Origin of the sequence: Streptomyces sp. NBC_01003, from assembly GCF_045162695.1 — a bacterium.
GTDB lineage: Bacteria > Actinomycetota > Actinomycetes > Streptomycetales > Streptomycetaceae > Streptomyces.
Map to the genome: position 1 here is coordinate 8,181,126 of NZ_CP108707.1, position 13,314 is coordinate 8,194,439.

Annotated in this window: 8 protein-coding genes and 3 rRNA genes; all 11 read left to right on the plus strand. The window is 63.4% G+C overall.

Annotation, left to right across the window (positions count from 1 at the left end; translation table 11 throughout):
• Positions 1 to 26 precede the first annotated feature (26 nt).
• The 11 genes from OG698_RS37305 (at position 27) to OG698_RS37355 (ending at position 13,166) form a co-directional block, all read left to right on the plus strand.
• Positions 27 to 1,554 (plus strand): 16S ribosomal RNA (locus OG698_RS37305).
• A 319-nt stretch (positions 1,555 to 1,873) separates the two neighbouring features.
• A 23S ribosomal RNA gene (locus tag OG698_RS37310) occupies positions 1,874 to 4,994 on the plus strand.
• An 89-nt stretch (positions 4,995 to 5,083) separates the two neighbouring features.
• Positions 5,084 to 5,200: ribosomal RNA gene (gene rrf, locus OG698_RS37315) — 5S ribosomal RNA — on the plus strand.
• The 16S, 23S and 5S rRNA genes sit together here, the layout of an rRNA operon.
• A 172-nt stretch (positions 5,201 to 5,372) precedes the next feature.
• The gene (locus OG698_RS37320; RefSeq protein WP_100597647.1) at positions 5,373 to 5,981 is read left to right on the plus strand and encodes a CDP-alcohol phosphatidyltransferase family protein; all 609 of its coding nucleotides are present in this window, start codon (positions 5,373 to 5,375) and stop codon (positions 5,979 to 5,981) included.
• Between the two features lie 116 nt (positions 5,982 to 6,097).
• Positions 6,098 to 8,593, plus strand: a complete 2,496-nt coding sequence (locus OG698_RS37325) for a sugar phosphate nucleotidyltransferase (RefSeq protein WP_406108302.1) — start codon at positions 6,098 to 6,100, stop codon at positions 8,591 to 8,593.
• An 89-nt stretch (positions 8,594 to 8,682) separates the two neighbouring features.
• Complete coding sequence (locus OG698_RS37330) at positions 8,683 to 9,591, plus strand: DUF881 domain-containing protein (RefSeq protein ID WP_406108304.1); 909 nt, start codon at positions 8,683 to 8,685, stop codon at positions 9,589 to 9,591.
• On the plus strand, positions 9,588 to 9,920 hold the full coding sequence (locus OG698_RS37335; RefSeq protein WP_100597644.1) for a small basic family protein: 333 nt from the start codon (positions 9,588 to 9,590) through the stop codon (positions 9,918 to 9,920). Before OG698_RS37330 ends, OG698_RS37335 begins: the two co-directional genes overlap by 4 nt.
• A gap of 5 nt (positions 9,921 to 9,925) precedes the next feature.
• Positions 9,926 to 10,801: a DUF881 domain-containing protein gene (locus tag OG698_RS37340; protein WP_406108306.1), complete on the plus strand. Its 876-nt coding sequence runs from the start codon at positions 9,926 to 9,928 to the stop codon at positions 10,799 to 10,801.
• An 82-nt stretch (positions 10,802 to 10,883) separates the two neighbouring features.
• Positions 10,884 to 11,846, plus strand: a complete 963-nt coding sequence (locus OG698_RS37345) for an FHA domain-containing protein (RefSeq protein ID WP_406111501.1) — start codon at positions 10,884 to 10,886, stop codon at positions 11,844 to 11,846.
• A 16-nt stretch (positions 11,847 to 11,862) separates the two neighbouring features.
• Entirely contained in the window at positions 11,863 to 12,606 is a 744-nt protein-coding gene (locus tag OG698_RS37350) for a MerR family transcriptional regulator (RefSeq protein WP_399975745.1), read from the plus strand.
• An 86-nt stretch (positions 12,607 to 12,692) separates the two neighbouring features.
• Positions 12,693 to 13,166, plus strand: coding sequence for a bifunctional nuclease family protein (locus tag OG698_RS37355; RefSeq protein WP_100597640.1), 474 nt, complete (start codon positions 12,693 to 12,695; stop codon positions 13,164 to 13,166).
• The last annotated feature ends 148 nt before the right edge of the window (positions 13,167 to 13,314 follow it).

Consider the following 13,314-nt stretch of genomic DNA (forward strand, 5'->3'; position numbering starts at 1 on the left):
GGTGTAGTCCCGATTACGGGAAAACATTCACGGAGAGTTTGATCCTGGCTCAGGACGAACGCTGGCGGCGTGCTTAACACATGCAAGTCGAACGATGAAGCCCTTCGGGGTGGATTAGTGGCGAACGGGTGAGTAACACGTGGGCAATCTGCCCTGCACTCTGGGACAAGCCCTGGAAACGGGGTCTAATACCGGATAACACCCCCTCTCGCATGGGAGGGGGTTGAAAGCTCCGGCGGTGCAGGATGAGCCCGCGGCCTATCAGCTTGTTGGTGAGGTAGAAGCTCACCAAGGCGACGACGGGTAGCCGGCCTGAGAGGGCGACCGGCCACACTGGGACTGAGACACGGCCCAGACTCCTACGGGAGGCAGCAGTGGGGAATATTGCACAATGGGCGAAAGCCTGATGCAGCGACGCCGCGTGAGGGATGACGGCCTTCGGGTTGTAAACCTCTTTCAGCAGGGAAGAAGCGAAAGTGACGGTACCTGCAGAAGAAGCGCCGGCTAACTACGTGCCAGCAGCCGCGGTAATACGTAGGGCGCAAGCGTTGTCCGGAATTATTGGGCGTAAAGAGCTCGTAGGCGGCTTGTCACGTCGGTTGTGAAAGCCCGGGGCTTAACCCCGGGTCTGCAGTCGATACGGGCAGGCTAGAGTGTGGTAGGGGAGATCGGAATTCCTGGTGTAGCGGTGAAATGCGCAGATATCAGGAGGAACACCGGTGGCGAAGGCGGATCTCTGGGCCATTACTGACGCTGAGGAGCGAAAGCGTGGGGAGCGAACAGGATTAGATACCCTGGTAGTCCACGCCGTAAACGGTGGGAACTAGGTGTTGGCGACATTCCACGTCGTCGGTGCCGCAGCTAACGCATTAAGTTCCCCGCCTGGGGAGTACGGCCGCAAGGCTAAAACTCAAAGGAATTGACGGGGGCCCGCACAAGCAGCGGAGCATGTGGCTTAATTCGACGCAACGCGAAGAACCTTACCAAGGCTTGACATATACCGGAAAGCGCCAGAGATGGTGCCCCCCTTGTGGTCGGTATACAGGTGGTGCATGGCTGTCGTCAGCTCGTGTCGTGAGATGTTGGGTTAAGTCCCGCAACGAGCGCAACCCTTGTTCTGTGTTGCCAGCATGCCCTTCGGGGTGATGGGGACTCACAGGAGACTGCCGGGGTCAACTCGGAGGAAGGTGGGGACGACGTCAAGTCATCATGCCCCTTATGTCTTGGGCTGCACACGTGCTACAATGGCAGGTACAATGAGCTGCGATGCCGCGAGGCGGAGCGAATCTCAAAAAGCCTGTCTCAGTTCGGATTGGGGTCTGCAACTCGACCCCATGAAGTCGGAGTTGCTAGTAATCGCAGATCAGCATTGCTGCGGTGAATACGTTCCCGGGCCTTGTACACACCGCCCGTCACGTCACGAAAGTCGGTAACACCCGAAGCCGGTGGCCCAACCCCCTTGTGGGGAGGGAGCTGTCGAAGGTGGGACTGGCGATTGGGACGAAGTCGTAACAAGGTAGCCGTACCGGAAGGTGCGGCTGGATCACCTCCTTTCTAAGGAGCACTTTGGCTGCCGGGTTTCACCTGGTGGTCCAAGAGCCATTTCGTCGGCAAATGTCCGGCGGTGGTTGCTCAAGGGTGGAACGTTGACTATTCGACCGGGTTCTCGGGTCGGAGGCTGTGAGTACTGCTCTTCGGAGCGTGGAAAGCATGATCTCCGGGCGGAATCGGGTCGGGCACGCTGTTGGGTGTCTGAAGGTACGGGCTGTAGAGCCTGTCCTTCGATGCCGGCCCCGGTAAAAATCTGCTTCGGTGGGTTGTGACGGGTGGTTGGTCGTTGTTTGAGAACTGCACAGTGGACGCGAGCATCTGTGGCCAAGTTTTTAAGGGCGCACGGTGGATGCCTTGGCACCAGGAACCGATGAAGGACGTGGGAGGCCACGATAGTCCCCGGGGAGCCGTCAACCAGGCTTTGATCCGGGGGTTTCCGAATGGGGAAACCCGGCAGTCGTCATGGGCTGTCACCCACTGCTGAACACATAGGCAGTGTGGAGGGAACGCGGGGAAGTGAAACATCTCAGTACCCGCAGGAAGAGAAAACAACCGTGATTCCGGGAGTAGTGGCGAGCGAAACTGGATGAGGCCAAACCATATGCGTGTGATACCCGGCAGGGGTTGCGCATGTGGGGTTGTGGGATCTCTCTTTACAGTCTGCCGGCTGTGAGGCGAGTCAGAAACCGTTGATGTAGGCGAAGGACATGCGAAAGGTCCGGCGTAGAGGGTAAGACCCCCGTAGTCGAAACATCAGCGGCTCGTTTGAGAGACACCCAAGTAGCACGGGGCCCGAGAAATCCCGTGTGAATCTGGCGGGACCACCCGCTAAGCCTAAATATTCCCTGGTGACCGATAGCGGATAGTACCGTGAGGGAATGGTGAAAAGTACCGCGGGAGCGGAGTGAAATAGTACCTGAAACCGTGTGCCTACAAGCCGTGGGAGCGTCGCTGTATGTGCTTGCACATACAGTCGTGACTGCGTGCCTTTTGAAGAATGAGCCTGCGAGTTTGCGGTGCGTTGCGAGGTTAACCCGTGTGGGGAAGCCGTAGCGAAAGCGAGTCCGAATAGGGCGATTCAGTAGCGCGCTCAAGACCCGAAGCGGAGTGATCTAGCCATGGGCAGGTTGAAGCGGAGGTAAGACTTCGTGGAGGACCGAACCCACCAGGGTTGAAAACCTGGGGGATGACCTGTGGTTAGGGGTGAAAGGCCAATCAAACTCCGTGATAGCTGGTTCTCCCCGAAATGCATTTAGGTGCAGCGTCGTGTGTTTCTTGCCGGAGGTAGAGCACTGGATAGGCGATGGGCCCTACCGGGTTACTGACCTTAGCCAAACTCCGAATGCCGGTAAGTGAGAGCACGGCAGTGAGACTGTGGGGGATAAGCTCCATGGTCGAGAGGGAAACAGCCCAGAGCATCGACTAAGGCCCCTAAGCGTACGCTAAGTGGGAAAGGATGTGGAGTCGCACAGACAACCAGGAGGTTGGCTTAGAAGCAGCCACCCTTGAAAGAGTGCGTAATAGCTCACTGGTCTAGTGATTCCGCGCCGACAATGTAGCGGGGCTCAAGCGTACCGCCGAAGTCGTGTCATTCATACAATAGGGCCAACGCCCGTATGGATGGGTAGGGGAGCGTCGTGTGCCGGGTGAAGCAGCCGCGGAAGCGAGTTGTGGACGGTTCACGAGTGAGAATGCAGGCATGAGTAGCGATACACACGTGAGAAACGTGTGCGCCGATTGACTAAGGGTTCCTGGGTCAAGCTGATCTGCCCAGGGTAAGTCGGGACCTAAGGCGAGGCCGACAGGCGTAGTCGATGGATAACCGGTTGATATTCCGGTACCCGCTGTGAAGCGTCAAACATTGAATCAGGCGATGCTAAGTCCGTGAAGCCGTTCCGGACCCTTCGGGGAAAGGAAAGTGGTGGAGCCGACGGACCAGACTTGTAGTAGGTGAGTGATGGGGTGACGCAGGAAGGTAGTCCAGCCCGGGCGGTGGTTGTCCCGGGGTAAGGGTGTAGGCCGTGTGATAGGTAAATCCGTCACACATTAAGGCTGAGACCTGATGCCGAGCCGATTGTGGTGAAGTGGATGATCCTATGCTGTCGAGAAAAGCCTCTAGCGAGTTTCATGGCGGCCCGTACCCTAAACCGACTCAGGTGGTCAGGTAGAGAATACCGAGGCGTTCGGGTGAACTATGGTTAAGGAACTCGGCAAAATGCCCCCGTAACTTCGGGAGAAGGGGGCCATCACCGGTGATTGAATTTACTTCATGAGCTGGGGGTGGCCGCAGAGACCAGCGAGAAGCGACTGTTTACTAAAAACACAGGTCCGTGCGAAGCCGTAAGGCGATGTATACGGACTGACGCCTGCCCGGTGCTGGAACGTTAAGGGGACCGGTTAGTGCACTTTCGGGTGTGCGAAGCTGAGAACTTAAGCGCCAGTAAACGGCGGTGGTAACTATAACCATCCTAAGGTAGCGAAATTCCTTGTCGGGTAAGTTCCGACCTGCACGAATGGCGTAACGACTTCTCGACTGTCTCAACCATAGGCCCGGTGAAATTGCACTACGAGTAAAGATGCTCGTTTCGCGCAGCAGGACGGAAAGACCCCGGGACCTTTACTACAGTTTGATATTGGTGTTCGGTTCGGCTTGTGTAGGATAGGTGGGAGACTTTGAACTCTGGACGCCAGTTCAGGGGGAGTCGTCGTTGAAATACCACTCTGGTCGTGCTGGATGTCTAACCTGGGTCCGTGATCCGGATCAGGGACAGTGTCTGATGGGTAGTTTAACTGGGGCGGTTGCCTCCTAAAGAGTAACGGAGGCGCCCAAAGGTTCCCTCAGCCTGGTTGGTAATCAGGTGTTGAGTGTAAGTGCACAAGGGAGCTTGACTGTGAGACCGACGGGTCGAGCAGGGACGAAAGTCGGGACTAGTGATCCGGCGGTGGCTTGTGGGAGCGCCGTCGCTCAACGGATAAAAGGTACCCCGGGGATAACAGGCTGATCTTCCCCAAGAGTCCATATCGACGGGATGGTTTGGCACCTCGATGTCGGCTCGTCGCATCCTGGGGCTGGAGTCGGTCCCAAGGGTTGGGCTGTTCGCCCATTAAAGCGGTACGCGAGCTGGGTTTAGAACGTCGTGAGACAGTTCGGTCCCTATCCGCTGTGCGCGTAGGAATATTGAGAAGGGCTGTCCCTAGTACGAGAGGACCGGGACGGACGAACCTCTGGTGTGCCAGTTGTCCTGCCAAGGGCATGGCTGGTTGGCTACGTTCGGAAAGGATAACCGCTGAAAGCATCTAAGCGGGAAGCCTGCTTCGAGATGAGTATTCCCACCCCCTTGAGGGGTTAAGGCTCCCAGTAGACGACTGGGTTGATAGGCCAGATCTGGAAGCCCGGTAACGGGTGGAGGTGACTGGTACTAATAGGCCGAGGGCTTGTCCTCAGTTGCTCGCGTCCACTGTGTTGGTTCTGAAACCACGAACAACCCCACGTTTGTCACAGAGCGTGGTGCGGTTGACAGTTTCATAGTGTTTCGGTGGTCATAGCGTGAGGGAAACGCCCGGTTACATTCCGAACCCGGAAGCTAAGCCTCACAGCGCCGATGGTACTGCAGGGGGGACCCTGTGGGAGAGTAGGACGCCGCCGAACTATTTTTGAAGAAAACCCCCGTAACGGATGAGAATCCTGTTACGGGGGTTTTCCGCGTTGTGTGCCAAGCGTTGTGCGGCAATTCTTGTTGCACCCCTCTGCACGGCCCCAAGTGTGCTGAGGGTAAGGTCAGGGGGCATCGTTGGCTCGTTTCCCCACAGGAGGCCCCCGGGTGGAGGTCCAGGAGACCCGTGTCCAGACGGACCGGGTGCTCACCATCCCGAACATCCTCAGCATGGCGCGTCTCCTTGGCGTACCCCTGTTCCTGTGGCTCATCCTAAGGCCCGAGTTCGGCGGGCCCAAAAGCGACGGCTGGGCCCTTCTGGTCCTGATGCTCAGCGGTGTCAGTGACTATCTCGACGGGAAGCTCGCCCGGCGCTGGAATCAGATCAGCAACCTCGGCCGGCTCCTCGACCCAGCGGCCGACCGGCTCTACATTCTGTCCACGCTCGTAGGACTCACCTGGCGCGAGATTCTGCCGATCTGGTTGACGGCCGTACTGCTTGCCCGGGAGCTGGTTCTCCTGGTGATGGTGGGTATCCTCCGCCGGCACGGCTATCCGCCGCCGCAGGTGAACTTCCTCGGCAAGGCCGCCACGTTCAACCTCATGTATGCGTTCCCCCTGTTGCTCCTCAGCGACGGAAGTGGCTGGATCAACACGCTCGCTGCTATTTTCGGATGGGCGTTCGCAGGATGGGGTACAACGCTCTACTGGTGGGCAGGGATCCTCTACGTAGTACAGGTCCGCCGACTGGTCAGGGCGGACTCCAAGGCCGATTGAGCTCGCCCATGTGGCGGTATTCGAGGCCAGGTCGGCCCGCACTCTGAGATCTGCGGGTCCATCCGGACGGGCGAAGTCGGCTAGACAGTCGTCTCTTCAAGGAGGACGCTTCCGACATGAAGGCCGTCGTAATGGCTGGAGGCGAAGGCACGCGCCTTCGCCCCATGACCTCGAGTATGCCCAAGCCGCTCCTGCCGGTCGTGAACCGGCCGATCATGGAGCATGTGCTGCGGTTGCTCAAGCGGCATGGGCTCACCGAGACCGTCGTCACCGTGCAGTTCCTGGCATCGCTCGTCAGGAACTACTTCGGGGATGGCGAAGAGCTCGGAATGGAGCTCACCTATGCCAATGAGGAGAAGCCACTCGGCACAGCCGGCAGCGTGAAGAACGCAGAGGAAGCACTCAAGGACGACGCTTTCGTTGTGATCTCCGGTGACGCTCTGACCGATTTCGACCTCACCGACCTCATCAATTTCCACAAGGAAAAGGGTGCGCTGGTCACGGTCTGCCTGACCCGTGTTCCCAACCCCCTCGAATTCGGCATCACCATCGTCGATGAACAGGGAAAGGTCGAACGTTTCCTCGAGAAGCCCACCTGGGGCCAGGTTTTCTCCGACACCGTGAACACGGGCATCTATGTCATGGAGCCCGAGGTATTCGACTACGTCGAGGCCGACGTGTCGGTCGACTGGTCAGGTGACGTCTTCCCGCAGCTCATGAAGGAAGGCAAGCCGGTCTACGGCTATATCGCCGAGGGCTACTGGGAGGACGTCGGCACGCACGAGAGCTACGTCAAGGCGCAGGCCGACGTGCTCGAGGGCAAGGTCGACGTCGAGATCGACGGATTCGAGATCTCGCCCGGCGTATGGGTCGCAGAGGGTGCCGAGGTTCATCCGGACGCCGTGCTTCGAGGCCCGCTGTACATCGGCGACTACGCCAAGGTCGAAGCCGACGTCGAGCTGCGCGAGCACACCGTGATCGGCTCGAACGTCGTCGTGAAGAGCGGGGCCTTTCTGCACAAGGCCGTTGTCCACGACAACGTGTACATCGGGCAGCACAGCAATCTGCGCGGCTGCGTCATCGGCAAGAACACCGACATCATGCGGGCCGCCCGCATCGAGGACGGCGCCGTCATCGGCGACGAGTGCCTGGTCGGTGAGGAATCGATTATCCAGGGCAACGTCCGGGTCTATCCGTTCAAGACCATCGAGGCCGGCGCCTTCGTCAACACCTCGGTGATCTGGGAGTCCAGGGGCCAGGCGCATCTCTTCGGCGCCCGTGGCGTCTCCGGCATCATCAATGTGGAGATCACCCCGGAACTGGCCGTACGGCTCGCGGGGGCGTACGCCACGACGCTCAAGAAGGGCTCGACCGTCACCACGGCCCGTGACCACTCGCGTGGTGCGCGAGCCCTGAAGCGCGCGGTCATCTCCGCGCTGCAGGCGAGCGCCATCGACGTACGCGACCTGGAGAACGTGCCACTGCCAGTGGCCCGGCAGCAGACCGCGCGGGGCAGTGCCGGCGGGATCATGATCCGTACGACGCCCGGAGTGCCTGACTCCGTCGACATCATGTTCTTCGACGAGCGGGGAGCGGACCTCTCGCAGGCCAGCCAGCGGAAGCTGGACCGGGTGTACGCGCGGCAGGAGTACCGGCGGGCGTTCCCCGGCGAGATCGGCGATCTGCACTTCCCGTCGAGCGTCTTCGACTCGTACACAGGTTCCCTGTTGCGGAATGTCGATACGACGGGAATTGCGGAGGCGGGGCTCAAGGTCGTCGTCGACGCTTCGAACGGCAGCGCCGGCCTGGTGCTGCCCAGCCTGCTCGGGCGGCTCGGTGTCGACTCGCTGACGATCAACCCGGGGCTCGACGAGTCCCGGCCGACCGAGACGCGGGACGCGCGCCGCTCCGGGCTCGTCCGCCTCGGGGAGATCGTGGCGTCCGCGCGGGCCGCGTTCGGCGTCCGGTTCGACCCGGTCGGCGAGCGGCTGTCGCTGGTGGACGAGAAGGGCCGCATCGTCGAGGACGACCGTGCGCTTCTGGTCATGCTGGACTTGGTGGCCGCCGAGCGGCGCAGCGGACGGGTCGCGCTGCCGGTGACCACGACGCGTATCGCCGAGCAAGTGGCCGCGTACCACGGGACGCAGGTGGAGTGGACGACCACGTCGCCGGACGACCTCACTCGGGTCGGGCGGGACGAGGGGACCATCTTCGGTGGTGACGGTCGCGGCGGGTTCATCATTCCGGAGTTCAGCTCCGTCTTCGACGGCGCGGCTGCGTTTGTCCGGCTGATCGGGCTCGTGGCGCGGACGCAGCTGACCTTGAGTCAGATCGACGCGCGGATCCCGCGGGCGCATGTACTCAAGCGGGACCTTGCGACTCCGTGGGCGGTGAAGGGGCTCGTGATGCGGCGGGTCGTCGAGGAGGCCGGCGACCGGTCCGTCGACACGACCGACGGCGTGCGGGTCGTCGAGGCGGACGGGCGCTGGGTGATGGTGCTGCCCGACCCGGCCGAGGCCGTCACCCATCTGTGGGCCGAGGGGCCCGACGACGCGTCGGCACAGCAGCTGCTCGACGAGTGGGCTGCAGTCGTGGACAGCGCCGGTCGCTGAGCCGTCGTACGGGCCGGTCGGTGCCTGTCACGGGCGCCGACCGGCCTGCCGGTGGGGCCATTCGGAGGTAGAGGCCACCACGTGCGACGATGTGCGGCATGCCGCAGCAGCCCCCCGATCGGAGCAGTCCCTCACGCCCCGTGAGCCCCAGGCGTCCCGACGCCTCCATGTCGCTGCTGACGAACGTGATGGACCACAGCCTCGACGACGGATACGCGGAGGCGGCGGCCCGTAAGAAGGCCGAGGGCAGCGGTGGCATGCCGCGCACCCTGCGGGCCAAGCTCGGGCTCGCGGCGGGGCTCGTCCTCGCGGCGCTGGTCGTGACGGTGGGGGCGGCGCAGGCGCGGGTCGCAGCACCGGTCGCGGCAAAGGAGCGCGAGGAGCTCATCGCCCGTATCGACCGGGAGACGGACGCCGCGGACGAGCTCGAGCGCAAGGTGGACACGCTCCGCAACGACGTGAGCGACCGCCAGCGTGAGGCGCTGAAGAAACACGGCGGCGACAAAGGCGAGTTGGTCGGTCTGCTCTCCGGCGCCACGGCGGTGCACGGGCCGGGAGTGAAGCTGGTCGTCGACGACGCCAAGGAAGCCGACCAGGGCGGCGGAGGGCCGCGCGAGAGCACCGGGTTCTCGGACACCGGGCGGGTGCGCGACCGGGACATGCAGCGGGTGGTCAACGGGCTCTGGCAGTCCGGTGCCGAGGCCGTGGCCATCAACGGACAGCGGCTGACGGCCCTGTCCGCGATCCGCGCGGCGGGTGACGCGATACTGGTCGACAACAGACCGCTCGTGCCGCCGTACACGGTGCTCGCGGTGGGGGACGGCCAGCGGCTGAGTACCCGGTTCCAGAACAGCCCTGACGGCCTGTACCTGCACGCGCTGCAGGAGAACTTCGGGATCCGGACCAGCATTTCGGCCCAGGACGACGTCCGCCTGCCCGCAGCGCCGAGCGTGACCGTACGTACAGCACAGCCGAGAACAGAGAAGGGCACATCGTGATCGCCGTACTGGGCCTCGTCGTGGGAGTGGTGGTCGGACTGTTCGTCCGTCCCGAGGTTCCGGCGGTGGTCGAGCCCTACCTTCCGATCGCCGTGGTGGCGGCTCTCGACGCGGTGTTCGGCGGCCTGCGGGCGATGCTCGACGGGATCTTCGACGACAAGGTCTTCGTCGTGTCGTTCCTGTCGAACGTCGTCGTGGCGGCCCTGATCGTGTTCCTGGGCGACAAGCTGGGAGTGGGCGCGCAGCTGTCCACCGGCGTCGTCGTGGTGCTCGGTATCCGCATCTTCTCCAACGCGGCCGCCATCCGGCGGCACATCTTCCGGGCGTGAGGCCGATGTCCGAGGACGAGAACAAGAACAACGACGAGCAGCACCGCCTGCGCAGGGAGCTGCCCGACGAGGTCGCCCCCGAAGCGGCGGAAGACATGGACGGCGGGGACGACTCGGACGACGCGGAAGCGCCGGCCGCGGGGACGAAGGGCCCGCCGCTGACCGGACGACAGCGCCTGGCCAAGGGGCTGTGGCCGCCGCGGGTCTCGCGCGCGCAACTCATCGTCGCCGTCCTGCTGTTCGTGCTCGGCCTGGGGCTGGCCATCCAGGTGCGGTCCAACAGCGACAGCAGCGCGCTGCGCGGCGCACGTCAGGAAGATCTCGTACGCATCCTCGATGAACTGGATGACCGTACTCAGCGTCTGGGAGATGAGAAGCAGCGTCTCGAGGGGCAGCGCACCGAGTTGGAGAACAGCTCGGACCAGGCCGAGGAGGCCCGCAAACAGACGGTCGAGAGGGAACGGCAACTCGGCATTCTGGCGGGCACCGTGGCGGCGCAGGGCCCCGGGATCACGCTGACGATCAGCGACAAGAAGGGCGCGGTGCAGGCGGACATGCTGCTCGATGCGATCCAGGAGCTACGCGCGGCGGGCGCCGAGGCGATCCAGGTGAACGACGTCCGGGTCGTGGCCGACACGTATTTGACGGATGCGAGCGGCGGGAAGGTGAGTGTGGACGGTCACAAGATCGGCGAGCCTTTCGTCTTCAAGGTCATCGGCAAGCCGCAGGACCTGGAGCCAGCGCTCAACATCCCTGGTGGGGTGGTTCAGACTCTGGAGAAGGAGCAGGCCACCGTTACCGTGACACAGGCACAGAAGATCGTCGTGGACGCCTTGCGACCGGCGAAGCGGCCTGACTACGCTCAGTCGTCGTCCCAGTGAGGCGGGGGCGCATGGGGGCGGTCCGGCCAGGGCATGAGGTTGCGGGGGGTCGGCGCACCGTAAGCGGGGTGCGTGGTGGAAACTGTTTGGCGGATGCGGACGTTGTGAGGATGTCTGTGTCGCCGATGTATGGCGGTGTGTGCAATCAGGGTTCGTCCTGCCCCACGGGCGGGTCTGTTTCGGTCAAGGGGAATCGCCCGTGAAGTTGTTTGCGAAGTTGTTCGGCAAGAGCGCACGTGAGGACAGCGGCAACGCCAATGCCACTGCCCGCCACCGTGCACCGCGCACCCAGGACGCGGAGGTGCAGGGGGCGGAGCGCCCGCTGTTCCGTGATCAGGTCGGCCCTCAGGGCGGTGACATTTCGGGCGGACACGGCGCGTCGTCTGTTGACCCTGCCGCGTCCGGCCGCATAGGTTTCGGAGAACCGTCAACCTCAAGTGCGGGTGGAGGGTTTGCCCCCGATCCGTATGCGTCCCATGCCCCCGCGGGGCAGCCGCGGCAGGAGGATCCGTCCATGTCGGCACTGGTGTGTACGAGGTGCGGAAACCGTAACGCCGAGGCGAGCCGGTTCTGCTCCAACTGTGGTGCGCCCCTGCGCGCCGGAGCCGAGCGTCCGTCCGAGACGACCTCGACGATTTCCATTTCGGGCCTTGAGGCCTACGACGCCGAAGTCACCGGTCAGACGCTGTCGCCGGCGCTCTCCCCGGAGGCGCAGGCCGCCGTCGACGCCCTGCCGCTCGGCTCGGCGCTCCTGGTGGTGCGACGCGGTCCGAACTCGGGCAGCCGCTTCCTCCTCGACGGCGAACTGACCACGGCGGGGCGGCACCCGCAGAGCGACATCTTCCTTGACGACGTGACTGTTTCGCGCCGTCACGTGGAGTTCCGTCGCGGGGCCGACGGCGCCTTCACCGTCAGCGACGTGGGCAGCCTCAACGGCACGTACGTCAATCGGGAGCGGATCGACTCGGTCATGCTGTCGAACGGCGACGAGGTGCAGATCGGCAAGTACCGGCTGGTCTTCTACGCGAGCCAGCGGGGCATCTGACCTGTCAGGAAGGTCCATGCTTCAAACACCGAAGGGCGGTGCCGGTCACGGCACCGCCCTCACGGACAGTCGGCTGATGAGCATCGGCACCGTGCTGAACGTGCTGCGCGACGAGTTCCCCGAAGTCACCATCTCCAAGATCAGGTTCCTGGAGTCGGAGGGGCTGATCGAGCCGCAGCGAACCCCCTCGGGGTACCGCAAGTTCAGCCCGGACGACGTCGAGCGACTCGCCCACGTACTGCGCATGCAGCGGGACCACTATCTGCCGCTGAAGGTCATCAAGGAACAGCTCGACGCCCTGGAGCGGGGAGAAGCGATCACGCTGCCCTCTCCGGGGCGGCTGGGCGACGGCGAGGACGGCAGGGCCCCGGAGGGCGGCGAAGGGCCGACAGCGGCCCGTGTGGGCCGTGACGAGCTCCTTGCCGCCGCCGGGATCGAGTCCCCCGAGCTCGACGAGTGGGAGTCGTACGGCCTCATCGCGCCGCTGCCCGACGGCGGATACGACGCGGAGGCGGTCACGGTCGCCGAGCTGGTCATGGAACTGGGCCGTTTCGGGATCGAGCCGCGGCATCTGCGGGCGATGAAGGCCGCTGCCGACCGGGAGGCCGGTCTGGTCGACCAGGTCGTCGCGCCACTGCGACGGCACCGCAATCCCCAGACCAGGGCTCACGCACAGGCCCGCGCGAAGGAGCTGGCGGGGCTGACCGTGAAGCTTCACGGGGCCCTTGTGCAGACCGCGCTCGGCGTGCGTCTGCCCTGATCCGAGGGGTGCTCGCGCGGTGTGCGTCCGGCGATCGAAGGGTGCCCGACTACCCAAACCTGCCGGGCACGTCCTAGGGTTGCTGTGTGAACGAGCTCGACGTCGTAGGTGTCCGGGTCGAAATGCCCTCCAACCAACCGATCGTGCTCCTGCGTGAAGTGGGAGGCGACCGCTACCTCCCCATCTGGATCGGACCGGGGGAGGCGACGGCCATCGCCTTCGCACAGCAGGGCATGGCTCCCGCACGCCCGCTGACGCACGACCTTTTCAAGGACGTGCTGGAGGCGGTCGGGCAGGAGCTCACGGAAGTACGCATCACGGACCTGCGCGAAGGCGTCTTCTACGCGGAACTGGTGTTCTCGAGCGGTGTCGAGGTCAGTGCCCGCCCGTCGGACGCCATAGCGCTCGCGCTGCGCACCGGTACGCCGATCTACGGCAGTGACGGTGTGCTCGATGACGCCGGGATCGCGATCCCGGACGAGCAGGAGGACGAGGTGGAGAAGTTCCGCGAATTCCTCGACCAGATCTCGCCCGAGGATTTCGGGACCAACAGTCAGTGACGCGAGCGGCCGCCGGAAGGCGGCCGCTGCCGCGCCGGGGGGCCCGGCCGGACCATTCGGCTAGCCTTTCCCCGCGGTGAGGTACGGGAAACCACTCGTAGGGTGATTATCACTCGGCGTGCCGAGTGTGGCGATCGTTGACGCACCC

Bases quoted from the DNA above. Each gene is read 5' to 3' on its own strand.
- OG698_RS37325 (WP_406108302.1), top strand. From the start codon at position 6,098: ATGAAGGCCGTCGTAATGGCTGGAGGCGAAGGCACGCGCCTTCGCCCC.
- OG698_RS37330 (WP_406108304.1), top strand. From the start codon at position 8,683: ATGTGCGGCATGCCGCAGCAGCCCCCCGATCGGAGCAGTCCCTCACGC.
- OG698_RS37340 (WP_406108306.1), top strand. From the start codon at position 9,926: ATGTCCGAGGACGAGAACAAGAACAACGACGAGCAGCACCGCCTGCGC.
- OG698_RS37350 (WP_399975745.1), top strand. From the start codon at position 11,863: ATGCTTCAAACACCGAAGGGCGGTGCCGGTCACGGCACCGCCCTCACG.